The following is a 24774-nucleotide window of genomic DNA, read 5'->3' as shown; positions in this document are numbered from 1 at the left end:
GCCGCCGGGCGGTTGCCCGCGCCGTGACGACAGATGCCGAATGGGACGGTCCGTAGCGCCGACCCGAACCCTAAGCCTGAAGTTTAGGGTTACCAGTGTGTCTGTTCCCTGGAGTCTTCTGAACAGGACACTAAGTCGACAAGTGGCGCCCGTTCAACGAACACGCCGAACCTCCCGTTTTTCTTTTCACCCTATGTGATCAGCCATAGCCGTGCCCAACCAGGGTGCTGGCCTGCACTGATGCGCGTCAACTCGCCGATGACGCAGGGGCGGTGGGGACGCTGACGTCGAAGTGGCGTGCGCCGGAAGCTGCTTTCATGAGTGCCGTGAGGGTCCGTGCCTTGGCGCGGCCGTTCTCCGCGCTTCCCCAGGCCACGACGCGGCCGTCGGTCAACTCCAGCCGGATGTCGTCGTAGGAGTGGACCTCGACGGTGCCGGTGAGGCGGCGGACGGGGCCCGGCAGTTCGCCGGCGACCAGGACCGCCTCGCGGGTCAGCCGGTCGGTGCCGAAGCGCCGCAGGCTCGCGGCGGCCGAGCCCGAGGCGGACACGGACATCCGCAGCAGCGGGATGCCCTCGGGTGCCTGGGCGACGGTGGCGAACCGGACGCCCTTGTGGTCGACTTCGATGAAGTCCCCGCCCTTTCGGACCAGGAGGACCGCGGTCCGCTCGGTCACCTTCAGCTCGATGCCGTGCGGCCAGGAACGGGACACGTCGATCGTGTCAATGCGTGGCAGTTTGCGACGGGTTCGGGCCGCGATGGCGTCGGTGTCGACCGACACCAAGGGCGCCCCCACCGGTACGGCGGCGGCGGCACGCACCTCGGCGGGCGTCAGCACCCGCGTACCGGAGACCGGGACGCGCTCGACGCGCAGCCACGAGGAGCCGTACAACACCCAGAGGGAACCGGCCGTTACGAGCACCACGGCCAGGGCCAGGATGACGATCGTACGAAGTCGTAGTCGCCTTATCGTTCGGGCGAGCGGCGGGCCGGACGACTCCTGCTGGCGTTCCCCACGTTCACGAGTCGCTGGTCCGGCCACGCCCACTACCCTTTCGTCATACGGTCCTAACGGCGCGAGGCGATGGCCTCGTACACCATGCCGACGAGGAGGTCGTCGGCGTCCCGGCGGCCGAACTCGCTTGCGGCGCGGGACATCTCGTAGAGCCGGTGCGGGTCGGCGAGCACGGGCAGCACGTTGTTCTGTACCCACTCGGGCGTCAGTTCCGCGTCGTCCACGAGGAGTCCGCCGCCCGCCTTGACCACCGGCTGGGCGTTCAGCCGCTGTTCGCCGTTGCCGATGGGCAGCGGTACGTAGGCGGCCGGCAGTCCGACGGCGGAGAGTTCGGCGACGGTCATCGCGCCCGCGCGGCAGAGCATCATGTCGGCCGCGGCGTACGCGAGGTCCATCCGGTCCAGGTAACTTACCGGGATGTAGGGGGGCATCCCCGGCATCTGCTGGACATGCGGCAGTTCGTTCTTCGGGCCGACCGCGTGCAGGATCTGGATGCCGGCCTGCTGGAGCCACGGGGCGACCTGCTGGACGACCTCGTTGAGCCGGCGCGCGCCCTGCGAGCCGCCGGAGACCAGCAGCGTGGGCAGGTTGGGGTCGAGGCCGAAGCGGTGCCGGGCCTCGGGGCGCACGGCGGCGCGGTCCAGCGTGGCGATGGAGCGGCGCAGCGGGATGCCGATGTAGCGGGCGCCGCGCAGCTTGCTGTCCGGCGTGGAGACGGCGACCTGTGCCGCGTACCGGGATCCGATCTTGTTGGCCAGGCCGGGGCGGGCGTTGGCCTCGTGGATCACGATGGGCACGCCGAGCCGCTTGGCGGCGAGGTAGGCGGGCAGCGCGACGTAACCGCCGAAGCCGGCCACGGCGTCCGCCTTGGTGCGTTCGAGGATCTGCTCGGCGGCCTTGATGGTGCCGCGCAGCCGGCCCGGAACGGTGATCAGCTCGGGGGTGGGCTTGCGCGGCAGCGGCACCGCCGGGATCAGCGCCAGCTCGTAGCCGCGCTCCGGGACGAGCCGGGTCTCCAGGCCGCGCTCCGTGCCCAGGGCCGTGATCCCCACGCTCGGGTCCTGCCTGCGCAGGGCGTCCGCGAGGGCGAGCGCGGGCTCGATGTGGCCGGCGGTCCCCCCACCGGCGAGTACGACATGCACCGAAATTCACCGCTCTCCGGACGAACGCGCCGCCGAGGCACGCCGTCGCATCGTGTTCCATCTCCGAGGCCCCCGATCCGCACCGGGGCCTCCCGCCCGCTTTCTACCAAAGCGAGGTTGCCGCAGCGCAAGCGCCGTCCGCGCAGCGGGGTCGTCGCGCGCGAACGCGATCAGCAGCCCGATGGCGAACATGGTCGGCAGCAGGGCGGATCCTCCGTAGGAGAACAGCGGGAGCGGGACACCGGCGATCGGCAGCAGGCCGAGCACCGCACCGATGTTGATCACCGCCTGAGCGATGATCCAGGTGGTCACGCCTCCCGCGGCGTACCTCACGAAGGGGTCTTTCGTGCGTCCGGCCACGCGGATACCCGCATAGCCTAGAGCCGCGAACAGGGCGAGCACCGACAGTGTCCCCGCCAGGCCCAGTTCCTCACCGGTGACCGCGAAGATGAAGTCGGTGTGCGCTTCCGGCAGTTGACCCCATTTTTCCACACTCGCGCCGAGGCCGGAGCCGAAGAGTCCGCCGGAGGCGAGCGCGTAGATGCCGTGTACGGCCTGCCAGCAGTCGGCGCCGCGGGCCCGCGGTTCGGTGGCGCCGATGCAGGCGAGGCGGGCCATCCGGTTGGGGCTGGTCTCGATGAGGATCACCCCGATCACCACCGCGACCGACAGGACGCCCGAGAACAGCCGGGTCGGGGCGCCCGCGAGCCACAGCAGTCCGAACAGGATCGCTGTGAGAATGATCGCGGTGCCCATGTCGCCGCCCAGCATGATCAGTCCGAGCAGCAGGAAGGCGACCGGCACCAGCGGCACCAGCATGTGCTTCCACTGGGTGAGCAGCTTGCGCTCCTGCTTGCGGGCGATCAGGTCGGCGCCCCACAGCACCAGGGCGAGCTTGCCGAACTCGCTGGGCTGGATCTGGAAGGAGCCGCCCAGGGAGATCCAGTTCTGGTTGCCGTTGACCGACATCCCTATCCCGGGGACCTGAACCAGGGCCATCATGAAGACGGCACCGGCCAGGATCGGATAGGCCAGCGCCCGGTGCAGCTTCAGCGGCATCCGGGAGGCCGCGAACAGCAGGATGCCCCCGATCACGGCGGCCAGCAGCTGCTTGCGGAAGAAGTACGAGCCCGGCAGCGACATCTGGAGCGCGGTGACCTGGGAGGCCGAGTAGACCATCACCAGGCCGAGCACCGTGATCAGGAGGCTGCCGCCGACGATCAGGTAATAGGCGGTCAGCGGCCGGTCCCAGGCCCGCCGGGCACGCGTGACGAACCGCTGTACCGGGTTCTCGCGCACGGACCTGGACAGGACGGGCCGCCGGGAGGCCCGCTGCACGGGGGGCTTTCCGGTACGGCTACTGGGCATCGGCGCCTCCACTGGACGTCGGCCGCCCCACGCGTCCCTCCCTGGGATCCACCCGGCGGGCGGCCGGGATCAGGCGCGGAGTTCGCCGACCGCCGTCGCGAACGCGTCACCGCGCTGGTTGTAGTTGGTGAACATGTCCATGGAGGCGCAGGCCGGAGCGAGAAGCACCGTGTCGCCGGCGACCGCGAGCCGCCTGGCCTCCGTCACCGCCTGGAGCATCGCCCCAGTGTCGGTCCGGTCGAGGTCGACCACGGGTACTTCCGGGGCGTGTCGCGCAAGGGCCTCGCGGATCAGGGCCCGGTCGGCGCCGATCAGGACGACGGCGCGCAGGTGTTTGGCCGAGGCGGCGACCAGTTCGTCGAAGGTCGCCCCCTTGGCGAGGCCGCCCGCGATCCAGACGATCGACTCGTACGCCGCCAACGACGCCTGTGCGGCATGGGTGTTGGTCGCCTTGGAGTCGTCCACGTAGGCCACGCCGTCGATGTCGGCGACGTGCTCGATGCGGTGGGCGTCCGGCCGGAAGGCGCGCAGTCCGTCCCGTACGGCCTGGGCGGGCACCCCGAAGGCGCGCGCGAGGGCCGCCGCCGCGAGGGCGTTGGCGATGTTGTGCGGGGCCGGCGGCCGGACGTCGGAGACCTCGGCCAGTTCCTGCGCGTTCTTCTGCCGGTTCTCGACGAAGGCGCGGTCGACCAGGATGCCGTCCACGACGCCGAGTTGGGAGGGTCCCGGGGTGCCGAGGGTGAACCCGACGGCCCGGCAGCCCTCTTCGACGTCGGCCTCGCGCACCAGGTCCTCGGTGGCCTTGTCGGCCACGTTGTAGACGCAGGCGACCTGGTTGCCCTCGTAGATACGGCCCTTGTCCGCGGCGTACGCCGCCATGGAGCCGTGCCAGTCGAGGTGGTCGGGGGCGAGGTTGAGGACGGCGGCGGAGTGGGCGCGCAGCGAGGGCGCCCAGTGCAGCTGGTAGCTGGACAGCTCCACGGCGAGGACGTCGTACGTCTCCTCGCCCAGGACGGCGTCCAGCAGCGAGACCCCGATGTTGCCGACGGCCGCCGTGCGCAGCCCGGCCGCCTCCAGGATGGAGGCGAGCATCCGCACGGTGGTGGTCTTGCCGTTGGTGCCGGTGACGGCCAGCCAGGGGGCCGCGTCGGGTCCCCGTAGCCGCCAGGCCAGCTCCACGTCGCCCCAGACCGGCACGCCCGCCTCGCCGGCCGCCTGGAACAGCGGCTTGCCGGGCTGCCAGCCGGGGGTGGTGACGATCAGCTCGGTGCCCTCCGGGAGGGTCGCCCCGTCGCCCAGGCGCACGGTGATGCCGAGCGCCCGGAGCCCTTCGGCCTGCTCGCGGGCGCGGGCGTCGTCGCCTTCGTTGACGACCGTGACGATCGCGCCGCGCGCGTGCAGGGTCCTGGCCGCCGGGATGCCGGAGACGCCGAGTCCCGCGACGGTGACGTGCTTGCCCTGCACGTCGAAGGGCGCCGAGCCGGTGGTCATTTTTCCGCTGCCCATCCCGCGTAGAAGAGGCCGAGTCCGACGATCACGCAGATGCCCTGGATGATCCAGAAGCGGACCACGACCAGGACCTCGGACCAGCCCTTGAGTTCGAAGTGGTGCTGGAGTGGCGCCATCCGGAAGACGCGCTTCCCGGTGAGCCGGAAGGAACCGACCTGGATGACGACCGACATGGTGATGAGGACGAACAGGCCGCCCATGATGGCCACCAGCAGCTCCGTGCGGGAGAGGATGGCCAGGCCGGTGAGGACACCGCCGAGGGCGAGCGAGCCGGTGTCGCCCATGAAGATCTTCGCCGGCGAGGTGTTCCACCACAGGAAGCCCAGGCAGGCGCCCATCAGCGCGGAGGCGACCACGGCGAGGTCGAGCGGGTCGCGCACCTCGTAGCAGGCGGCCGGGTTGGTCAGGGTCTGCGCGTTGGCGCAGGACTCCTGGTACTGCCACACGCCGATGAACGTGTAGGCGCCGAAGACGAGGACGGAGGCGCCGGTGGCGAGGCCGTCCAGACCGTCGGTCAGGTTCACGCCGTTCGACATCGCGAGGATCATGAACAGCGCCCAGATGACGAACAGCACCGGGCCGATCGACCAGCCGAAGTCGGTGATGAACGACAGCTTGGTGGAGGCCGGGGTGTTGCCGCGGGCGTCGGGGAACATCAGCGCCAGTACGGCGAAGGCGATGCCGACGATCAGCTGGCCGGCCATCTTCGCCTTGGCCCGCAGGCCCAGCGAACGCCGCTTGACGATCTTGATGTAGTCGTCCAGGAAGCCGACCAGGCCCATGCCGACCATCAGGCCGAGCACCAGCAGACCGGAGAACGTCGGCGGCTTGCCGCTGATCACCTTGGACAGGAAGTACGCGGCGACCGTCGCCAGGATGAAGGCGATACCACCCATGGTCGGCGTACCGCGCTTGCTGAGGTGCTCGCGCGGGCCGTCGTCACGGATGAACTGGCCGTAGCCCTTGCGGGCCAGCAGTTTGATCAGCAGCGGGGTGCCGACCAGGGTGAGGAAGAGGCCAATGACACCCGAGAACAGGATCTGGTTCATCATCGGGCGGCAACCTCACCCTCGGCACCGGTCTCCAGCAGCGCCGCGGCGACACCTTCGAGCCCCACCGAACGGGACGCCTTCACGAGGACGACGTCCCCCGGTCGCAGCTCGCTGCGCAACAGGTCGATCGCCGCCTGTGCGTCGGACACGTGCACCGACTCCTCACCCCACGAACCCTCGTTATATGCGCCCAGTTGCAGCCAGGAGGCCTCAATCCCCCCGACGGCGACGAGCTTGCTGACGTTGAGCCGGACGGCGAGCCGTCCGACGGCGTCGTGCTCGGCGAGCGCCTCGTCCCCCAGCTCGGCCATCTTGCCGAGCACCGCCCAGGTGCGCCGCCCCTTGCCCATGGCCGCGAGTGCCCTCAGGGCGGCCCGCACGGACTCGGGGTTGGCGTTGTAGGCGTCGTTGACGATGGTCACGCCGTCCGGGCGCTCGGTGACCTCCATGCGCCAGCGGGAGAGGGAGCCCGCCCCGGAGAGCGCGGTGGCGATCTCTTCCGCGGACATGCCCAGCTCATGGGCGACGGCGGCCGCGGCGAGCGCGTTCGACACGTGATGCTCACCGTACAGGCGCATGGTCACATCGGCTGCACCGGAGGGTGTGTGAAGCCTGAAGGAAGGCTGTCCGGTGTCCGTGAGTCGTACATTCTCGGCACGTACGTCCGCTTCGGCCGACTCTCCGAAAAGGACCACCTTCGCCTTGGTTCGCGGTGCCATGGCGCGCACCAGCGGGTCGTCGGCGTTGAGGACCGCCGCGCCGTCCTCGGGCAGTCCCTCGATGATCTCGCCCTTGGCCTGCGCGATCTGCTCGCGTCCGCCGAACTCGCCGATGTGGGCGGTGCCGACGTTGAGGACGACACCGATTCGCGGCGGGGTGAGGCCGGTGAGGTAGCGGATGTGGCCGATGCCCCGAGCGCCCATCTCCAGGACCAGGAACCGGGTTTCCTCGGTCGCGGTGAGGGCGGTCAGCGGCAGCCCGATCTCGTTGTTGAACGAACCCGGCGTGAACACCGTGGGCGCCTTGTCGCTCAGCACCTGGGCGATGAGGTCCTTGGTGCTGGTCTTGCCCGCCGAGCCGGTCAGGGCGACGAGGGTCGCGCCGAGCTTGCCGACGACGTGCCGGGCGAGGGCACCGAGGGCGTTCTGGACGTCCTCGACCACGATCGCGGGCACACCGACCGGGCGCGACGCCAGTACGGCGACCGCGCCCGCCTCGACGACCTGTGGTGCGAAGTCGTGGCCGTCCACGCGCTCGCCGACGAAGGCGGCGAACAGGCTGCCGGGCACCACCTCGCGGGAGTCCCGGACGACCGGTCCGGTGACCTGGACGGACGGATCCGGTATGTCGTGCGTCTGCCCGCCGACGACAGCTGCGATCTCGGCGAGGGAGAGGGCGATCACAAGTTCATCCCTGGGTCTTCTGGATAGCTTCGCGAAGCACCTGGCGGTCGTCGAAGGGACGGACCACACCGGCGATGTCCTGGCCCTGCTCGTGGCCCTTGCCCGCGACCAGCACGGTGTCGCCTGCCTGGGCGCGGCCCACGGCGGCGGCGATGGCGGCGGCCCGCTCCTCGAAGAGGAGCACCTCGCCACGCTCGTGCGCGGGCACGGACGCCGCGCCCTGGAGCATGGTCGCGAGGATCGCGAGCGGGTCCTCGGAGCGGGGGTTGTCCGACGTCAGTACGGCCGTGTCGGCGAGCCGGGCCGCGGCGGCGCCCATCGGGGCGCGCTTGGTCTGGTCGCGGTCGCCGCCGCAGCCCAGGACGATGTGCAACCGGCCCTTGGTGACCTTGCGCAGCGCCTTGAGCACCGACTCGACCGCGTCGGTCTTGTGGGCGTAGTCCACGACCGCGAGGTAGGGCTGCCCGGCGTCGACCCGCTCCAGGCGGCCGGGAACGCCCGGAACGGCGGCGATGCCGTCGGCGGCGGCCTGCGGGTCGAGGCCGGCCGCGGCGAGGGCGACGATGGCGGCGAGGGTGTTGGCCACGTTGAAGGGTCCGGCCAGCGGCGACCTGGCCTGCACCCGCTCGCCGTCCGGGCCGAGGACCGTGAACGTCGAGTCCAGCGGGCCGACCTGGACGTGCTCGGCGCGCCAGTCGGCGTCGGGGTGGCCCTCGGCGGAGTAGGTGACGACGGGGACGGTGGCCTCGGCGGCGAGGCGGCGGCCGTACTCGTCGTCCGCGTTGACGACGCCGAGTTTGCTGCGTTTCGGCGTGAAGAGTTGCGCCTTGGCCCGGAAGTAGTCCTCCATGTCGGAGTGGAACTCCATATGTTCCGGGCTGAGGTTGGTGAAGACCGCGATGTCGAAGACGCAGCCGTCGACCCGGCCGAGGACCAGGGCGTGGCTGGAGACCTCCATGGCGACCGCCTCGGTGCCGCGTTCGCGCATGACGGCGAACAGGGCCTGGAGGTCGGTGGCTTCGGGGGTGGTGCGCTCGGACTTGATGCGCTCGTCGCCGATCCGCGTCTCGACGGTGCCGATGAGACCGGTGGCCCTCGCGCTCTTGAGGCCGCCCTCGACCAGGTAGGCCGTGGTGGTCTTGCCGGAGGTGCCGGTGATGCCGATCTGGAGCAGGTCGCGGCCCGGCCGGCCGTAGATGGTGGCGGCCAGTTCGCCCATCCGGGCGCGCGGGTCGGGCACCACCAGGACCGGCAGGCCGGTCGCGGCGGCGCGCTCGGCGCCGGCCGGGTCGGTGAGTACGGCGGTCGCGCCGAGGCCGGCGGCCTGGGTGACGAAGTCGGCGCCGTGCAGGCGGGCGCCCGGCAGGGCGGCGTACAGGTCGCCGGGGCGGACGGCGCGCGAGTCGTGGGTGATCCCGGTGATCTCGGCGGTGGCGTCCGGGGCGGCGGCACCCAGCTGATCGGCCAGCTCCGCGAGGGGTGTGGCGGAGACGTGGACCGGTCGCGGCGGTCCCGGATATGTCACGGAAGCGCCCTTCTGGGTGGTTTGGGACTGATCAGCGTGTGGCACGGCGGTGAGCGTACCGGGCGTACCCGCCTCGGAGCGAAGCGAGGGCTCGGGGCCCGCGTGGTTCCCGGGTCCTGGGGTGATCGTCGTCACTGGCTGATTCCTGTGCTTTCGGTGCTGGTCAGGGCTTGTAGTCGACCGGCAGGTTCGCGGGCGGCGCGCCGGTGGGCGGGACCTGGAGGGTCTTCAGGGCGAACTCCATGACCTTCTTGTAGATGGGCCCGCAGATCTGGCCGCCGAAGTAGCCACCGGAGGTGGCGTTCTGGATGGCGCAGTAGACGGTGATGCGGGGCTTGTCGGCGGGGGCGAACCCGGCGAAGGACGAGGTGTAGCCGCGGTATCTGCCGGTGGCCGGATCCACTCGGTTGGCGGTGCCGGTCTTGCCGGCGACGTTGTAGCCGGGGATGCGGGCGGAGATGCCGGTGCCCTGTTCGTCGTCGACCACGGACTCCAGCATCTCGGCGACCGACCTGGCGGTCTTCGCGCTGACGACCCTGGTCTCCTTGGGCTTCGCGGCCGGGGTGAACCGCCCGTCGGGTCCCTTGGTGCCGCGGATCAGGGTCGGCTGGATGCGGACGCCGTCGTTGGCGATGGTCGAGTAGACGGAGGCGGCCTGGAGGGCGTTGATGGAGAAGCCCTGGCCGAAGGGGATCGTGTACTGCTGCGAGGTGGACCACTTCTGCGGCGGCGCGAGGATGCCGGGCGTCTCGCCGGGGAAGTTCAGCCCGGTGTAGCTGCCGATGCCGAACTTGCGCAGGTAGGAGTAGAGGACCTGGTTGGCCTGCGGCTGGGTCTTGCCGAGCTGGCCGGTGGCGAGGATGGTGCCGATGTTGCTGGACTTGGCGAGCACCCCGTTGAGCGTGAGGTCCCAGGTGGCGTGGTCGACGTCGTCCTGGAACAGCCGGTCGCCGCGGTGCAGCCGGTTGGGTACGACGACGTGGGTGAGCGGGGTCGCCGCGTTCTCCTGGAGGACGGCCGCCATGGACATCACCTTGGCGGTGGAGCCGGGCTCGTAGGCGTCCTGGACGGCCGCGTTGCCCAGGGCGTCCGGGTTCGCCTTGGAGAGGTCGTTGGGGTCGAACCCCGGCGCGTCGGCCATGGCGAGGATCTGGCCGGTGCGGGTGTCCTGGACGACGACGTAGCCGCGGTCGGCCCTGGACTTCTTCACCTGCTGGGTGATGGCCTCCTGGGCCGCCCACTGGATGTCGCGGTCGATGGTCAGCTCGACGTCGGAACCGGGCACCGCGGGGGTCTCGGCGGAGCCTGCGGTGGGCACCTCGCGGCCGCCGGACTGGGCGTAGCGGATCTTGCCGTTCTTGCCCGCGAGCTGCTTCTCCAGCATCCGTTCGATGCCGCCGCCGCCCTTGCCGTCGGCGTTCACCCAGCCCAGTATCGGGGCGGCGAGGTCGCCGTTGGGGTACACGCGCTGGCTGCTGGGGTCGGCGAAGACCCCGGCGAGCACGTTGACGGCGCCGGCCTTCTGGGCGAGGGCCGCCTTCAGGTCCTTGATCTGTTTCCAGACCTGGGGGGTCTGCCGGGTGGCGAGCCGGGTGTAGCGGGAGTTCTTGTCGGCGGGCCGCAGCTTCTTCACCAGCGTGGCCTGGTCCTGCCCGAGGATCGGCGCGAGCAGGGCGGCGGCCCGCTCGGGACCGTCACTGATCTTCAGCTGCTTGGCGCTGAACATCGTCGGGTCGGCCGTGATGTCGTAGGCGTCCTCGCTGACGGCGAGGGCCACGCCGTTGCGGTCGGTGATTCCGCCGCGCTCGGCGGCCAGCGTGTGGACGACGTACCGGTTCACCTCGGCCTTCGCGGCGTACGCGCTCGCCTCCACGGCCTGCACCTGGAGCAGCCGCACCACGAAGGTGAGCAGCACCAGACCGAGGGCGAGGCCGATCAGGCGCAGCCGGGGCCGGGGGCTGCCGAGCCGCAGCGGGCGCTGGGCGGGCACCCGGCCCGCGCTCGGGCGCCGGGCGGGGCGGGCGCCGGGTCCTTGCCGCAGGCGGCCGGCGCCCTGCGGCCGGGGCGGCTTCGCGGGGCGGGGCACGCGGCGGCGCGGGGGTTCCCTGTCGGACACTTCCGTCACCTGCCGGGGGTCGGGGTGGGAGCGGACTGGGGGGCGAGGGCGGTCGGGGCGGTGAGAGCGGGGACCGCGGGGGTGTCGTTCTGAGGCGGTGCGGGGCTCGGTGTCCCGGTGGCCGTGAGGCCGGGCGGCGGGGTGAGCGTCAGGGACTCGGGGGCGGGCGGACCGTCGTAGACGGCCGCCTCGGGGGAGGCCGCGCCGGGTACGCCCTTGACCGTGCCGTTCGGGTCGAGGAAGGCGGGGTCGCCGCCGGGGACCATGCCGAGTTCACGGGCCCGGCGCTGCAAGGCGTCGGGGGACGAGTAGGCGTCGATGTCCCGCTGGAGGGCCTGTTCCTCGTCGGTGAGGTTCTGGGTCCGCTTCTGGAGGTCGGCGAGTTTGAAGGAGCCCTCGCTCAGAGCGGAGTTCAGCACCAGCAGCCCGATGAGGCCGCCGCCGAGGAGCAGCACGACGAGGAGGACGAAGGGAGTGCGGGCGGCCTTGGCGCGGCCGGCCGGAAAGAGCCGGGCGAGCCGGGCGGCCCGCCCCTTCAGTTCGGGTTTCCTAGCCACCGCTCCCCCAGTGAGTTCCGAGGACCGAGGTCCCGCGGACCAGCCCACCCGTCCGGCTCACTCGGCGTCCTCCCTGATGCGTTCGGCACCCCGCAGCCTGGCGGGGGCGGCCCTGCGGTTCTCGGCGACCTCCTCCTCGGTGGGAAGTTCGGCACCGCGGGTGAGCAGCTTGAGCCGCGGCTGGTAGCGCTCGGGCACCACCGGCAGTCCGGGCGGCGCGGTGTTCGCCGCCCCCGCCGCGAACACCTGTTTGACCAGCCGGTCCTCCAGCGAGTGGTACGACAGCACGGCGACCCGCCCGCCGACGGCGAGGGCCCGCACGGCGGCCGGGATCGCCCGCTCCAGGACCGACAGCTCGCCGTTGACCTCGATGCGCAGCGCCTGGAAGGTGCGCTTGGCCGGGTTGCCGCCGGTGCGCTTGGCGGCCTGCGGCAGGGCGTCGCGGATCAGCTCGACCAGGCGGGCGCTGTTGCTGAACGGCTCCTTCTCGCGCTCGCGCACGATCGCCCCGACGATCCGCTTGGCCTGCTTCTCCTCGCCGTAGGCACGCAGGATGCGCACCAGTTCGCCCGGCGGATAGGTGTTGAGGACCTCGGCGGCGCTCATGCCGGTCGTCTGGTCCATGCGCATGTCGAGCGGCGCGTCCTGGGCGTAGGCGAAGCCGCGGTCGGCCTCGTCGAGCTGCATGGAGGAGACGCCGAGGTCGAACAGGACGCCTTGGACGCGCGGGACGCCCAGCCGGTCGAGGACGTCGGGCAGCTCGTCGTAGACGGCGTGCACCAGGGTGGCCCGCTCGCCGAAGGGCGCGAGGCGCTCCCCGGACAGGCGCAGCGCCTCCTTGTCCCGGTCGAGGCCGATCAGCCGGGCCTCGGAGAACCGGGTCAGCAGCGCCTCGCTGTGCCCGCCGAGACCGAGGGTGCAGTCGACGACCACCGCTCCCGGTCGCTCCAGGGCGGGCGCCAGCAGATCCAGGCACCGCTGGAGCATCACCGGGACGTGTCGACTCTGGCTCAAGGGGGCCTCTCATTCCGGCGAGGCGCCGTGCGCACCGCGGGCCCCCGCCAGCTCGTGAACAGGGGGACGGCCGGCGCCGGAAGCGTCAGCCGACCGGGAGCGGGAGGAGGCCGAGCCGTACGTACGCGCCGCGCACGCGGGGAGACGGGTCCGGGCGGGTGCCGGGTCTCCGTGGTTTCACCAGCAGGGAGAGCCACGCCTCCCGCTTCGCGTCACTTTAGTCCACGGTGTCTCACGGTCAATCAACCGGCCTGCGCGTCGCGCACCGCCTCCGCGCGGACGCCGTCTTTCGAACATATTCACCCTTCCGGCCCCGGTTTGTCGTCCGTATGGGGTAGCTCACAACAAGCCACGATGACGTTCTTTGTCCGCTCTCACGGCGGGTACCGTCCGCGGGTGACCAGTAACGTCATGAGTATGTCGACTTCCGCAGCAATTCCCACTGGATCCGAAGGCGCCATAACCGGTGGCGGCTCTGTGACCGACCGCCTGGTGGAGGCCAACCAGCGGTACGCCGCCGAATTCACCGATCCCGGCATGGACGCCCGTCCCGTGCTCAAGGTCGCCGTCGTGGCGTGCATGGACGCCCGTCTCGACCTGCACGCCGCCCTGGGCCTGGAGCTGGGTGACTGTCACACCATCCGCAACGCGGGCGGGGTCGTCACCGACGACGTGATCCGCTCCCTGACCATCAGCCAGCGGGCGCTGGGCACCCGCAGTGTCGTCCTCATCCACCACACCGGCTGTGGCATGGAGACCATCACCGAGGAGTTCCGGCACGACCTGGAGATGGAGGTCGGCCAGCGCCCGGCGTGGGCGGTGGAGGCGTTCCGGGACGTCGACCAGGACGTCCGGCAGTCGATGCAGCGGGTGCGCACCTCGCCGTTCCTGCTGAGCACGGAGGACGTGCGCGGCTTCGTCTTCGACGTGCGCACGGGCGCGCTGCGCGAGGTCGACCCGGCCTGACCGGCGCCCGGCCCGCTCCGGGGCACCCCCCGTTCCGGCTGCCGCCCCGAGGCGCTCCCCACCGAAACGCATCGAAAGCCTGACCGAAAGGCCCCTCCGACCGACATCGTGCGGGCAGTTGTCCACAGGCGGTGACACGAATCGGTAACGGCAGCGAGAATGCGGAGTGCGACATCGCGCGGAACCATTTCCGCGTGGTGTCCGTGTTTCGGGGTGGGCCGGCCGCGATCAAGCGCGCCGGCCCGGCGGAGAACGGGCCGAGGAGGGCCGGGTGACGACCTATGACGGTCGAGGGAGCCTCAGCGAGCTGAGCGCCACGGTGGAGCGGGTGCGCGGTTCGGTCGAGGACGTGATCGAGGGCAAGCCCGAGGTCGTACGGCTCGCGCTGACCGTGCTGCTCGCCGAGGGCCATTTGCTGATCGAGGACGTCCCCGGCGTGGGCAAGACGATGCTCGCCAAGGCGCTGGCGCGGTCCATCGACTGCTCGGTGCAGCGCATCCAGTTCACGCCCGACCTGCTGCCCTCGGACATCACCGGTGTCTCCATCTGGGACCAGCAGCGCCGCGACTTCGAGTTCAAGCCGGGCGCGGTCTTCGCGCAGATCGTGATCGGCGACGAGATCAACCGCGCCTCGCCCAAGACCCAGTCGGCGCTGCTGGAGTCCATGGAGGAGCGCCAGGTCACCATCGACGGGCAGACCTATGAACTGCCCGCCCCCTTCATGGTGGTGGCCACCCAGAACCCGGTCGAGATGGAGGGCACCTACCCGCTGCCCGAGGCCCAGCGCGACCGCTTCATGGCCCGCGTCTCCGTCGGCTACCCGAGCGCGGAGGCCGAGCTGCGGATGCTGGACGTACACGGCGGGGCCAACCCGCTGGACGACCTCCAGCCGGTGGCGCACGCGGACGAGATCGTGAAGCTGATCGACGCGGTGCGCGGGGTGCACGTCGCCGAAACGGTGCGGCGGTACGCGGTGGAGCTGGTCGCCGCCACCCGTGCCCACCCCGACCTCAGACTCGGTGCCTCGCCGCGCGCCACCCTGCATCTGCTGCGCGCGGCGAAGGCGTCCGCCGCCCTCGCCGGCCGGGAGTACGCGCTGCCGGACGACGTGCAGGAACTCGCCGTGGCCGTCCTCGCGCACCGGCTGCTGCCCACCGCCCAGGCCCAGCTCAACCGCCGCGGCGCCGAGCAGGTGGTGCAGGAGATCCTCCGGCACACCCCGGTGCCCGCGGCTCCGGGCCCGCGCGGTGGACTCGACGGCATCGGCCGCGGCGTGCCGGCCTATCCCCAGCAGCCCCCGCGGGGCCTGTGATGAGCGCCGCGGGGTGGGAGCGGGCGGCGGACGAGCGCGGGGAGGCGGGCGGATTCCGCACCGCGCTGGCCGGTCTGACCACCCGCGGCCGCTCCTTCCTGGCGGCCGGGATCGCCGCCGCGATCTGCGCCTATGTTCTGGGCCAAAGCGAACTGCTGCGGGTCGGCCTGCTGCTGGCCGTGCTCCCGCTGACCTGCGCGACCGTGCTCTGCCGCACCCGCCACCGGGTGACCGGCACCCGGACGCTCGACCCCGCGCGCGTCCCGGCCGGCGGCGAGGCCCGCGTCCGGCTGCGGATGGACAACGTCTCCCGGCTGCCCACCGGCCTGCTGATGCTCCAGGACCGGGTGCCGTACGTGCTCGGGCCCCGGCCCCGGTTCGTGCTGGACCGGGTGGAGCCGGGCGGCCGGCGCGAGGTGTCCTACCGGGTCCGCTCGGACCTGCGCGGCCGCTACCCCCTCGGCCCGCTCCAGCTGCGACTCACCGACCCCTTCGGGATGTGCGAACTGACCCGCTCCTTCGCGGAGTCCGACACCCTCACCGTCATCCCCCGCGTGGTCCCGCTGGCCCCGGCCCGGTTCGCCGGCGAGGCCAGGGGCTACGGCGAGGGGCACCGGCGCGCACCCGCCCTGGCCGGCGAGGACGACATGATCCCGCGCGGCTACCGGTACGGCGACGATCTGCGCCGCGTGCACTGGCGGTCCACCGCGCGCTACGGCGAGCTGATGGTGCGCCGCGAGGAACAGCCCCGGCGCGCCCGTTGCACCGTCCTGCTGGACACCCGGGGCGGTGCCTACGAGGGCGCGGGCCCCGACTCGGCGTTCGAATGGGCCGTCTCCGGCGCCGCCTCCGCGCTGGTTCACTTGCTCGAACGGGGCTTCTCGGTACGGCTGCTGACGGACACCGGCAGCGCCGTGCCCGGCGAGAGCGCCGAGGGCTTCGCGGGCGGCGGCCAGGACGCCGCGGAGGCGGCCGGGCTGATCCTGGACACCCTCGCGGTGATCGGCCACTCCAGCGGCGAGGACTTCTCGCGGGCCCACGAGGCGCTGCGCGGCGGCGAGGGCCTGCTGATCGCCTTCCTCGGCGACCTGGACGAGGAACAGGCCACCACGGTCGCCGGCATGGGCCGGCGCGGCGGTGGCGCCGTCGCCTTCGTGCTGGACCCGGCCGCCTGGACCCGCGACCCCAGCGAGCCCCCGCCTCCCGGCGACCCGCACGCGGAGCGGCTGCGGCTGCTGCGCGACGCGGGCTGGACGGCGTGCGCGGTGCCGCGCGGCGCCGCCTTGGACGAGCTGTGGCAGCAGGCGGACCGCGAGCGCTCGGGTCTGGCCGCGGTGGCGCGGGAGGCGCGGGCATGAGCGGGCGGGCGCGGCTGGCGCTGTGTGCGGCGGCGGCCACCCTGATGGCCTCCTGCGCACTGCTGCCGCTGGTGAACGGACCGTCCTGGCTGCTGGAGCTGGTGCCGCTGGTGGCCGTGCAGAGCGGCGTGGGCGCGGCGGCCCGGCGGGTGCCGCTCGGACGGCCGCTGACCGTGGTGGTGCAGGCGGTGGCCACACTGCTGCTGATCACCCTGGTCTTCGCCCGTGGCCACGCGATCGCCGGAGTGATCCCCGGCCCGGACACCTTCGTCTACCTCACCGACCTGCTGCGGCAGGGCACGCAGGACGTCAGCCAGTACGCGATACCGGCACCGCTCACCGACGGCATCCGGCTGATGCTGATCGGGGGCGCGCTGCTGATCGGCCTGCTGGTGGACACCCTCGCGGTGACCTTCCGGAGCGCGGCGCCGGCCGGGCTGCCGCTGCTCGCGCTGTACTCGGTGGCCGCCGGGCTGTCCCGCGGTGGAGCGGACTGGCTGTGGTTCCTGGTGGCGGCGGGCGGCTATCTGATGCTGCTGCTCGCCGAGGGCCGGGACCGGCTCGCCCAGTGGGGCCGGGTCTTCAGTGCCACGCCCCGGGACCCGGACGGGGGTGCCCTCGCGCCGGTGCGCACCGGGCGGCGGATCGGCGCGGTCGCCCTCGGGGTGGCCCTGCTGGTGCCGCTCGCGCTGCCCGCGATGCAGGGCGGCCTGCTGGCCGGGGAGGGCGCCGGGATGGGTACGGGCCCCGGCCGCGGCGGCACCATCTCGGCGGTCAACCCGCTGGTCTCGCTGCGCGACAGCCTGAACACCACCGACGACCGCACGGCGCTGTCCGTGCGCACCAGCTCCGCCGACCTCTCGGACCTGTATCTGCGCATCGTCTCCCTGGACGACTTCGACGGCACCACCTGGAAGCCGGCCCAGCGGCGCATCGTGGGTGTGCCGGACACGTTCCCGGCGCCGGCCGGGCTGAGCCCGGACGTCCGGCGGGACACCCTGCGGACCACGGTCCAGACGGCGGACTGGTACGCCCAGGACTGGCTGCCGATGCCCTACCCGCCGAGCAAGGTGCAGATCGGCGGCAGCTGGCGCTACGAACCGGTCGGCATGACCCTGGTGGGTGACCACGGCCAGACCACGCGCGGCAAGACGTACGACGTGACCAGCCTGGACGTGCGGCCGACCGCGGCGCAGCTGGCGTCGGCGCCCGAGCCGCCGGCCGCGCTGCGGCGCGCGTACACCAAGGTGCCGGACACGCTGCCGAAGGTGGTGGCGCGGACCGCCCGCCAGGTCACGGCGGGCGCGAGGAACCACTACGAGGAGGCCGTCCGCCTCCAGGACTGGTTCTCCACCGACGGCGGCTTCCAGTACGACACCCAGGTGGCGGTCGGCACCGGTCCCGACGCGATCGCGAACTTCCTGGAGAAGAAGCAGGGCTTCTGCGTCCACTTCTCCTTCGCCATGGCGGCGATGGCCCGCACCCTCGGCATCCCGGCGCGGGTCGCGGTGGGCTTCGCGCCCGGCACCCCGCAGGCGGACGGTTCGGTGGCGGTGACCCTGAAGGACGCGCACGCCTGGCCCGAGCTGTACTTCCAGGGCGTGGGCTGGACACGGTTCGAGCCGACGCCGACGCGGGGCGTGGTGCCGTCGTACACCCAGTCGGTCACGCCCGGCACCTCGCAGCCCGACCAGTCGCTGCCGTCCGAGAACGGCTCCTCGCAGCCCTCGGCGGCTCCGTCGGCCGGCGCGAACTGCGCGCACGAGCCGGGGATGTGCGGCACGCCGTCGGCGGCGGCGGTCCCGGCCCGGGGCGGCGGCGGGGCGGGCCCGTGGTGGTTCGCGCTGACCGCGCTGGCCGTGCTGGTGCTGCTGGCCGTTCCGTTCGCGCCGCTGCTGTGGCGGGTCCGGCTGCGGTCCGTACGGCTCGGGGGGCACGCCCGCACCGACGAGGGGGCGGCGGCGCGGACGCCGGCCGCGTGGCAGGAGCTGACGGACAGCGCCTGGGACCTGGGCATCGTCCCGGACGAGTCGCTGACGCCGAGGAGCGCGGCCGACCGGATCATCCGCCTGGGCCGTCTCGACGGCCCGGCGGGCGACGCCGTACACCGCGTCGCCACCGCCCTGGAACAGGTCCTGTACGCCCCCCGGCCCCGCTCCGCTCCAGGGGTGGCCGACGACGTACGCCGGGCCACGGCGGCCCTCTACGGCACGGCCTCCCGCGGGACGCGCCTGCGGGCCCGCTTCCTGCCGCGCTCGGCGGTCCGGGTGCTGTGGGCGGTCGCGTCCCGCTGGTCGGCGCTGCGCGCGCGGGCGACGGCGGCCCGACCGCTCGTACGCCGGCCGCGTTCCTCGGAGCGTTAGCCGCCGCGGCGGCTGACGCGGGGGCGGCGGCACGGGCCGCGACAACGCCTGAGGGGTGACCACCGGTACTGGTGGTCACCCCTCAAGAAAGCTCGGGTACGCCCGGCCGGACCAGCGGAGCGTTACCGTCCCTGTTCGTCGCGCCGTCTCTGCCACCGCTCCTCGATGCGATCCATCATGGACCGCTTGGGCCGCAGCGGGCGCCGTACGGCACCCGCGGGTTGTTCCCCCGGCTTGGGCGCCTTGCGCCAGCCCGTGACCGCGAGCACCGCGCAGCCGAGCATGACGAGGAAACCGACAACGCTGACCCAGATCAGCTGGGCGACCATTCCGGCCATGAGGAGCGCGATACCGACGAGGAAGCCCGCGACCGCCTGGTAGACCCGCCGCCGGGTGTACGTACGCAGCCCGCTTCCCTCAAGCGCTGACGCGAACTTGGGATCTTCGGCGTACAGCGCTCGCTCCATTTGCTCGAGCATGCGCTGCTCGTGCTCCGAGAGCGGCACGGAGTCCTCCTCATCGTGCGGTCGCCGGGGGCGACCCGGGGGGTCCCTTCAGGATAGGCAGGGAATCGCCCCCGTGAAACCCGCCCCTCTGCGCCAACTGACCAGCCGGGGCCCGCCATGGTCGTCCCGACTCGCCGATGCTTCCATTCCCCGGCGGCCGACCCGTCATGCCGGGTGGTGTACCTCGATCATACGGCGCAAACCCCTCGATCGGGGGGATTGTGCTGTACTCCATCCGCCGTCGATGCCCTGATCAGCGGCGGGTCGGCCCGGTGACTCAGACCTCCGCGGCACCCGGCGTCTCGCCGAGCACGTGCAGCTGGGTGGCCACGGAGTGGAACGCGGGCAGCTCGGCCGCCGCCGCCTCCAGCCGCAGCAGCGCGTCCAGCGCGGCGGGCTCGGTGTCCACCAGGACGCCGGGCACCAGGTCGGCGAAGACCCGCACGCCGTGCACCGCGCCGACCCGCAGGCCCGCGCCCTCGACCAGTGCGGTCAGCTGGTCGGCGGTGAAGCGGCGCGGCATCGGGTCGCCGGGGCCCCAGCGGCCGTCGGGATCCTGGAGGGCCTGCCGGGCGTCGGTGAAGTGGCCGGCGAGGGCGCGGGCGAGCACGGCGCCGCCGAGGCCCGCGGCCAGCAGGCTGAGCACGCCTTCGGGGCGCAGGGCCGCGACCGCGTTGTGCACGCCCTCGGCCGGGTCGTCCACGTACTCCAGGACGCCGTGGCACAGCACCGCGTCGTAGCCGCCGCGCTCGACCACGTCGAACAGGCCGTGGGCGTCGCCCTGGACGCCCCTGACCCGGTCGGCGACGCCGGCCTCGGCGGCGCGGCGCTCCAGCGCGAACAGCGCGTTCGGGCTGGGGTCGACCACGGTGACCCGGTGGCCGGCCCGCGCGAGCGGCACGGCGAAGTTGCCGCTGCCGCCGCCGGTGTCGAGGACGTCCAGCGCGTCCCGTCCCGTCGCCTTGACCCGCCGGTCGAGGGCGTCCTGGAGGACCTCCGAGACCACGGCGGTGCGCAGCGAGGCGCGGGTGCCGGAGCGGTCGGAGCGCAGCGGGGCCGTATGCGGGTGGTGAGGGGAGACGGGCGGGCGCATCGGGTCCGACACGGCAGTTGGCTCCTCGGCAGGGCTGGACGTCTTTCAGGCGTCTCCACCCTATTGCCTCCGGCGCTCCGCCTGGTCATCGCGGGCGCGGCGGCCGTGTCCGTCTCGCTCGGCGGACGCCGGGCGCACCACCCGTGGTCAGCCCGCATCCGGTAGGTCACCGCGGCCTCCCGGACCGGCCGCCTCCCCGGCGTCCGGGCGGGGCCGGGGCAGGACCGGCTGGAGGGCGAGCATCCGCTCCACGAGGCGCAGGAACATCGCCGCGTCCCGTACCAGGTCGTCCGCGTCCCGGCGGCTCGCGGCGCCCTGGATGCCGGCCTCGGCGCGGGCCCGGCGGGCGGCGCCGGAGGCGAACAGGGCACTCCACTCGGTCAGTTCGGGGGCGATCTCGGGCAGGACCTCCCAGGCACTGCGGATCCGGGCGCGGCGGCGCGGGGAGGTCTCGGGGCGGCCGCGGGCGGCGAGCACGGCGGCGGCGGTGCGCAGGGCGGCGAGGTGGGCCGTCGCATAGCGCTCGTTCGGCACGTCCAGGGCGGTGGCCTCGGCCAGGCCGGCGCGGGCCTGGGCGAGCAGGTCGAGGGCGGCGGGCGGGGCCGCGGCCTGCCGGAGCACGGGGTGCACATCGCTCGCCGGGCCGGTCGCGGAGGGGACGGCGCGGGTCAGTGAGGGGGCAGGGCCGAGGGCGCGGCGCCGGGGTGCGGCGGCTGCGGACGAGTGGGCCATGACGAACCTCCTGTCGTCTGGGTGACGGCACGGGTGCCGTATGTACCCATCGTGAGGTATGCCACTGACAATCCGATCCGACCTGGGCTTTTGCTTCAGGCGAAGGCGGGGCATAGTTTTGTACTGACCAGTCAGTTCAAAATATCGAACCGCAGGGGGGCTTGTGGACGGCGCGCACGTCACGGCCGAGCACCTCGGGCTCAGGGGGCCGCGGGGGTGGGCCTTTCGCGGCATCACCCTCGACGCGGAACCCGGCTCGCTGACCGCGATCGAGGGACCGTCCGGCTCCGGCCGTACGTGTCTGCTGCTCGCGCTCACCGGACGGATGAAGCCCACCGAGGGAGTAGCCACCGTCGGCGGATCCACACTCCCGAGACACCTGGCGGCCGTGCGCCGCGTCAGCACGCTCGCCAACGTGGCCGGGGTGACGGACCTGGAACCCGCCCTGACCGTCGGCGAGCACCTGCGCGAACGCGCCCTGCTCCAGCAGCGGTTCGGCGATTCCCTGCGCGAGCTGCTGCACCCGCGGGCCGGGCGCTCGCACAAGGCACGGCTGCGCGTGGACGCGGCGCTCGCCGCGGCCGGGCTCGACCTGGAGTCGCTGCCCAAGGGCTCCCGTACGGCCGTACGGGACCTGGAACGGGTGCAGGAGCTGCGCCTGTCCATCGCCCTGGCCCTCATCGGCCGGCCCCGGCTGCTGGGCGTGGACGACCTCGACACCAAGCTCTCGGAGGCCGAACGCGCCGACGTGTGGGACCTCCTGCGCTCCCTGGCGGGCGCGGGCACGACGGTCCTCGCGGTGTGCCGTACCGCCCCCGAGGGCTGCGCCGCCGTGTCCACGAGCCGGACGGACGAGGACGCCGCCGACCGGGACGCCGCGGGTCGCACCGAGGAGGACGCCGATGCGCTCGCCTAGGCTGGCCGCCCTCGAACTGCGGCGCTTCGGACGCGGCAGGCTGCCGCGCGCCGCCCTCGTCGCCCTGCTCGTGCTGCCGCTGCTCTACGGCGGCCTGTACCTGTGGTCCTTCTGGGACCCGTACGGCCGCCTGGACCGCATCCCCGTGGCGCTGGTCAACGACGACAAGGGCGCCACCGCGGGCGGCAAGAAGATCAGCGCGGGCGACGACCTGGTGTCCGGGCTGCGTGACAGCAAGACCTTCGACTGGCACGAGGTGAGCGACGCCGAGGCCCGAAAGGGCGTGGAGAACGGCACGTACTACCTGTCGCTCACCATGCCGAGCGACTTCAGCGCGCGCATCGCCTCCAGCTCCGGCGCCGACCCGGAGACCGGCGCCCTCCAGGTGCGCAGCAACGACGCGAACAACTACATCGTCGGGCAGATATCCCGCACGGTCTTCAACGAGGTGCGCTCGGCTGCCTCCAGCAAGGCGTCGCGGTCCTTCCTGGACAAGATCTTCATCTCGTTCTCCGACATCCACGACAAGACGGTCACCGCCGCCAAGGGCGCCGACAAGCTGAACACCGGCCTCGGGAAGGCCGCGAAGGGCTCCAAGGACCTCGCCGACGGACTGGCGGACGCCAAGAGCGGCAGCGGAAAGCTCGCCAAGGGCATCAAGAAGCTGGACACCGGCTCCGGCGACCTCCAGCAGGGCTCCCAGCAGGTCGCCGACGGCACCCAGGCACTCGCCGACAAGGTCGACGGCGTCTACGCCCAGGCCGGCCCCTTCCTCAAGGACAACGAGAAGACCATCGGGGACACCGCGGGCCTGGTCGCCGACTCGGCCAAAACCGTCCAGGACAACCTCGGCACCCTGGTGAAGAACGCGCCCCTGGCCGCGAAGGCCGCGCATCTGTCCGCCACCGTCCTCGCGGACCTCTACAAGGAGCGCTGCGAGACCGCCACCGTCCCCGACCCGGCCTGCCCGCAGCTCAAGAAGGCGAAGCAGGCCGCCGAGGACGTGGTCGGCGTCGCCGACGACCTCGAGACGCTGATCGCCGACCAGAACGGCGACCTGACGACCATGCGGGACAACCTGGGCACCCTCCAGAAGCAGGCGACCGCCCTCCAGAAGGCCGCGCCCCACCTCTCCGAGGACGTCCACGACGCCGTCAAGAAGATCGACAAACTGAACGACGGCGCGCAGAAGGTCGCTCAGGGGGCCAAGAAACTGCACACCGGCCTCACCACCGCCGACACCGGCGCGACCACCCTGGACGCGGGAATCGGCACCGCCGAGACCGGCGCCCAGACCCTCGACGGCGGCTTGTACAAGCTGTCCGACGGCTCCGGGAAGCTCGCCGGCGGGCTGCACGACGGCGCCAGGAAGATCCCCGACTACGACAAGCACGACCGCGACCGGCGCACCGGCGTCATGGCCGACCCGGTCCAGCTCGCCTCCCACGACCTGCACAAGGCACCCAACTACGGCACCGGTTTCGCCCCGTACTTCATCCCGCTGTCCCTGTGGGTGGGCGCGATGGTGGCCTACATGCTGATCGCGCCGCTCAACCGGCGTGCCCTGGCGGCCGGTTCCCCGGCGTGGCGGATCGCGCTCGCGGGCTGGCTGCCGGTGGTCGCGGTGGGCGTGCTCCAGGTGAGCGCGCTGATGGCCGTACTGCACTGGGGGATCGGACTCCAGATGCTGCGGGCGGGCGGCACCATCGGCTTCCTGTTCCTGGTCGCCGCGTGCTTCGCGGCGATCGTGCAGTGGCTCAACGCCCGCTTCGGCGCGGCCGGCCGGATCCTGGTCCTCGCCCTGCTGATGCTCCAGCTGACCTCGGCGGGCGGCACCTATCCGGTGCAGACCAGCCCCGGCTTCTTCAACACCATCCACCCGTATCTGCCGATGAGTTACGTCGTGGGGGCGCTGCGCCGGCTGATCACGGGCGGCGGGCTGGGCCCGGTGTGGCAGGCGTGTGCGGTGCTGACCGCGTTCACCGTGGGCGCCCTCGCGCTGACCGCGCTCGCGGCCCGCAAGCGACAGGTGTGGACGCTGGACCGGCTGCACCCGGAGCTGAGCCTGTGAGCCCCGGCCCGGCCCGGCAGGGCCCGGCACCTGTGAGAATCGGTGCCATGGAAAGCAGCAGCGCCAGGTCCGGCGGCAGCACGCGCCGGGAGGCGACCCGGCAGAAGCTCTACGAGGCGGCCGTCACCCTCATCGCCGAGCAGGGCTTCTCCGCGACCACCGTGGACGAGATCGCCGAGCGGGCGGGAGTGGCCAAAGGCACCGTCTACTACAACTTCGCGAGCAAGTCGGTCCTCTTCGAGGAGCTGCTGCGGCACGGGGTCAGCCTGCTCGCCGCGTCCCTGAAGGAGGCCGCGGAGCAGACCGCGCACGAGGGCGGCAGCAGGGTGGACGCGCTGGACGCGATGGTCCGCGCCGGCCTGGTCTTCATCGACCGCTACCCGGCCTTCACCCAGCTGTACGTGGCCGAGCTGTGGCGCACCAACCGGGCCTGGCAGTCCACGCTGATGGTGGTGCGCCAGGAGGCCGTCGCCGTGGTCGAGGGCGTGCTGCGCGAGGGGGTGGCGGGCGGCGAGTTCAGCGAGGAGATCGACGTCCAGCTCACCGCGGCGGCCCTGGTCGGCATGGTCCTGGTGGCCGCGCTGGACTGGAAGTCCTTCCAGCCGCAGCGCTCCCTGGACGATGTGCACGCGGCCCTGTCCCGGCTGCTCCAGGGCCGGGTCAGCGGGAGGGTCTGAGCCACCGGGCGACGGCACACCGCCGCACGGCAGGCGAAAGGCGCCGGTCCGCTTCCGGACCGGCGCCTTCGCGCTCCCC

General features: G+C 72.4%; 20 protein-coding genes. 7 read left to right on the top strand and 13 right to left on the bottom strand.

The features are described 5' to 3' along the window. Positions 1 to 247 precede the first annotated feature (247 nt). The 10 genes from ACE4Q9_RS24590 to rsmH all read right to left on the bottom strand — a co-directional run bounded on the left by ACE4Q9_RS24590 (position 248) and on the right by rsmH (position 12701). Positions 248 to 1042: a cell division protein FtsQ/DivIB gene (locus tag ACE4Q9_RS24590; protein WP_397986402.1), complete on the bottom strand. Its 795-nt coding sequence runs from the start codon at positions 1040 to 1042 to the stop codon at positions 248 to 250. 26 nt (positions 1043 to 1068) lie between these two features. After that, entirely contained in the window at positions 1069 to 2157 is a 1089-nt protein-coding gene (murG, locus tag ACE4Q9_RS24585; RefSeq protein WP_397986401.1) for an undecaprenyldiphospho-muramoylpentapeptide beta-N-acetylglucosaminyltransferase, read from the bottom strand. 6 nt (positions 2158 to 2163) lie between these two features. Beyond that, the gene (gene ftsW, locus ACE4Q9_RS24580) at positions 2164 to 3525 is read right to left on the bottom strand and encodes a putative lipid II flippase FtsW (protein ID WP_397986400.1); all 1362 of its coding nucleotides are present in this window, start codon (positions 3523 to 3525) and stop codon (positions 2164 to 2166) included. Between the two features lie 69 nt (positions 3526 to 3594). After that, positions 3595 to 5031: a UDP-N-acetylmuramoyl-L-alanine--D-glutamate ligase gene (gene murD, locus ACE4Q9_RS24575; RefSeq protein ID WP_397986399.1), complete on the bottom strand. Its 1437-nt coding sequence runs from the start codon at positions 5029 to 5031 to the stop codon at positions 3595 to 3597. Further along, positions 5013 to 6086 (bottom strand): phospho-N-acetylmuramoyl-pentapeptide-transferase, encoded by a 1074-nt coding sequence (mraY, locus tag ACE4Q9_RS24570; protein WP_397986398.1) that lies wholly within the window; start codon positions 6084 to 6086, stop codon positions 5013 to 5015. The genes murD and mraY overlap by 19 nt, the downstream gene beginning before the upstream one ends. Next, positions 6083 to 7489: a UDP-N-acetylmuramoyl-tripeptide--D-alanyl-D-alanine ligase gene (murF, locus tag ACE4Q9_RS24565; RefSeq protein ID WP_397986397.1), complete on the bottom strand. Its 1407-nt coding sequence runs from the start codon at positions 7487 to 7489 to the stop codon at positions 6083 to 6085. The genes mraY and murF overlap by 4 nt, the downstream gene beginning before the upstream one ends. Before the next feature lie 4 nt (positions 7490 to 7493). Beyond that, positions 7494 to 9014, bottom strand: a complete 1521-nt coding sequence (locus ACE4Q9_RS24560) for a UDP-N-acetylmuramoyl-L-alanyl-D-glutamate--2,6-diaminopimelate ligase (RefSeq protein ID WP_397986396.1) — start codon at positions 9012 to 9014, stop codon at positions 7494 to 7496. Between the two features lie 163 nt (positions 9015 to 9177). Next, positions 9178 to 11130: a peptidoglycan D,D-transpeptidase FtsI family protein gene (locus tag ACE4Q9_RS24555; RefSeq protein WP_397986395.1), complete on the bottom strand. Its 1953-nt coding sequence runs from the start codon at positions 11128 to 11130 to the stop codon at positions 9178 to 9180. A 5-nt stretch (positions 11131 to 11135) separates the two neighbouring features. Continuing rightward, positions 11136 to 11687 carry a septum formation initiator family protein gene (locus ACE4Q9_RS24550; RefSeq protein ID WP_397986394.1) on the bottom strand — a complete coding sequence of 184 codons (552 nt, stop codon included), beginning with the start codon at positions 11685 to 11687 and terminating at the stop codon, positions 11136 to 11138. Between the two features lie 57 nt (positions 11688 to 11744). After that, complete coding sequence (gene rsmH / locus ACE4Q9_RS24545) at positions 11745 to 12701, bottom strand: 16S rRNA (cytosine(1402)-N(4))-methyltransferase RsmH (protein ID WP_397986393.1); 957 nt, start codon at positions 12699 to 12701, stop codon at positions 11745 to 11747. Between the two features lie 417 nt (positions 12702 to 13118). On the opposite strand from rsmH, the gene ACE4Q9_RS24540 reads away from it, so the two are divergent. From ACE4Q9_RS24540 to ACE4Q9_RS24525, 4 genes are all read left to right on the top strand, one after another. Further along, on the top strand, positions 13119 to 13667 hold the full coding sequence (locus tag ACE4Q9_RS24540; protein ID WP_397986392.1) for a beta-class carbonic anhydrase: 549 nt from the start codon (positions 13119 to 13121) through the stop codon (positions 13665 to 13667). A 271-nt stretch (positions 13668 to 13938) separates the two neighbouring features. Further along, positions 13939 to 14979 carry an AAA family ATPase gene (locus ACE4Q9_RS24535; protein WP_397986391.1) on the top strand — a complete coding sequence of 347 codons (1041 nt, stop codon included), beginning with the start codon at positions 13939 to 13941 and terminating at the stop codon, positions 14977 to 14979. Continuing rightward, entirely contained in the window at positions 14979 to 16337 is a 1359-nt protein-coding gene (locus ACE4Q9_RS24530) for a DUF58 domain-containing protein (protein WP_397986390.1), read from the top strand. Before ACE4Q9_RS24535 ends, ACE4Q9_RS24530 begins: the two co-directional genes overlap by 1 nt. After that, positions 16334 to 18700, top strand: coding sequence for a DUF3488 and DUF4129 domain-containing transglutaminase family protein (locus tag ACE4Q9_RS24525; protein WP_397986389.1), 2367 nt, complete (start codon positions 16334 to 16336; stop codon positions 18698 to 18700). The genes ACE4Q9_RS24530 and ACE4Q9_RS24525 overlap by 4 nt, the downstream gene beginning before the upstream one ends. 122 nt (positions 18701 to 18822) lie before the next feature. On the opposite strand, the gene ACE4Q9_RS24520 is transcribed toward ACE4Q9_RS24525, so the two are convergent. The 3 genes from ACE4Q9_RS24520 to ACE4Q9_RS24510 all read right to left on the bottom strand — a co-directional run bounded on the left by ACE4Q9_RS24520 (position 18823) and on the right by ACE4Q9_RS24510 (position 21031). Further along, positions 18823 to 19206 (bottom strand): DUF3040 domain-containing protein, encoded by a 384-nt coding sequence (locus ACE4Q9_RS24520; RefSeq protein WP_397986388.1) that lies wholly within the window; start codon positions 19204 to 19206, stop codon positions 18823 to 18825. A 277-nt stretch (positions 19207 to 19483) separates the two neighbouring features. Then, positions 19484 to 20311, bottom strand: coding sequence for a class I SAM-dependent methyltransferase (locus tag ACE4Q9_RS24515; RefSeq protein ID WP_397986387.1), 828 nt, complete (start codon positions 20309 to 20311; stop codon positions 19484 to 19486). A 135-nt stretch (positions 20312 to 20446) separates the two neighbouring features. Further along, entirely contained in the window at positions 20447 to 21031 is a 585-nt protein-coding gene (locus ACE4Q9_RS24510) for an SAV_6107 family HEPN domain-containing protein (RefSeq protein WP_397986386.1), read from the bottom strand. 163 nt (positions 21032 to 21194) lie between these two features. Here ACE4Q9_RS24510 and ACE4Q9_RS24505 point away from each other — a divergent pair, with 163 nt between their 5' ends. Genes ACE4Q9_RS24505 through ACE4Q9_RS24495 form a run of 3 tightly spaced genes read left to right on the top strand, consistent with a single transcriptional unit; the run spans position 21195 to position 24695 of the window. Beyond that, positions 21195 to 21947: an ATP-binding cassette domain-containing protein gene (locus ACE4Q9_RS24505; protein WP_397986385.1), complete on the top strand. Its 753-nt coding sequence runs from the start codon at positions 21195 to 21197 to the stop codon at positions 21945 to 21947. Further along, the gene (locus tag ACE4Q9_RS24500) at positions 21934 to 24018 is read left to right on the top strand and encodes a YhgE/Pip family protein (RefSeq protein ID WP_397986384.1); all 2085 of its coding nucleotides are present in this window, start codon (positions 21934 to 21936) and stop codon (positions 24016 to 24018) included. Before ACE4Q9_RS24505 ends, ACE4Q9_RS24500 begins: the two co-directional genes overlap by 14 nt. Before the next feature lie 47 nt (positions 24019 to 24065). After that, entirely contained in the window at positions 24066 to 24695 is a 630-nt protein-coding gene (locus tag ACE4Q9_RS24495) for a TetR/AcrR family transcriptional regulator (RefSeq protein ID WP_397986383.1), read from the top strand. The last annotated feature ends 79 nt before the right edge of the window (positions 24696 to 24774 follow it).

This window comes from Streptomyces sp. AM6-12, assembly GCF_044327085.1.
Lineage (GTDB): Bacteria > Actinomycetota > Actinomycetes > Streptomycetales > Streptomycetaceae > Streptomyces.
The sequence above is the reverse complement of the archived record's forward strand: the minus strand, read 5'-3'. Positions and strand labels throughout refer to the sequence as shown.

Coding starts and splice junctions, on each gene's coding strand:
- ACE4Q9_RS24500 (WP_397986384.1), top strand. CDS start 21,934: ATGCGCTCGCCTAGGCTGGCCGCCCTCGAACTGCGGCGCTTCGGACGC.
- ACE4Q9_RS24510 (WP_397986386.1), bottom strand. CDS start 21,031: ATGGCCCACTCGTCCGCAGCCGCCGCACCCCGGCGCCGCGCCCTCGGC.
- ACE4Q9_RS24525 (WP_397986389.1), top strand. CDS start 16,334: ATGAGCGGGCGGGCGCGGCTGGCGCTGTGTGCGGCGGCGGCCACCCTG.
- ACE4Q9_RS24495 (WP_397986383.1), top strand. CDS start 24,066: ATGGAAAGCAGCAGCGCCAGGTCCGGCGGCAGCACGCGCCGGGAGGCG.
- ftsW (WP_397986400.1), bottom strand. CDS start 3,525: ATGCCCAGTAGCCGTACCGGAAAGCCCCCCGTGCAGCGGGCCTCCCGG.
- ACE4Q9_RS24540 (WP_397986392.1), top strand. CDS start 13,119: ATGTCGACTTCCGCAGCAATTCCCACTGGATCCGAAGGCGCCATAACC.
- murD (WP_397986399.1), bottom strand. CDS start 5,031: ATGGGCAGCGGAAAAATGACCACCGGCTCGGCGCCCTTCGACGTGCAG.
- mraY (WP_397986398.1), bottom strand. CDS start 6,086: ATGATGAACCAGATCCTGTTCTCGGGTGTCATTGGCCTCTTCCTCACC.
- ACE4Q9_RS24530 (WP_397986390.1), top strand. CDS start 14,979: ATGAGCGCCGCGGGGTGGGAGCGGGCGGCGGACGAGCGCGGGGAGGCG.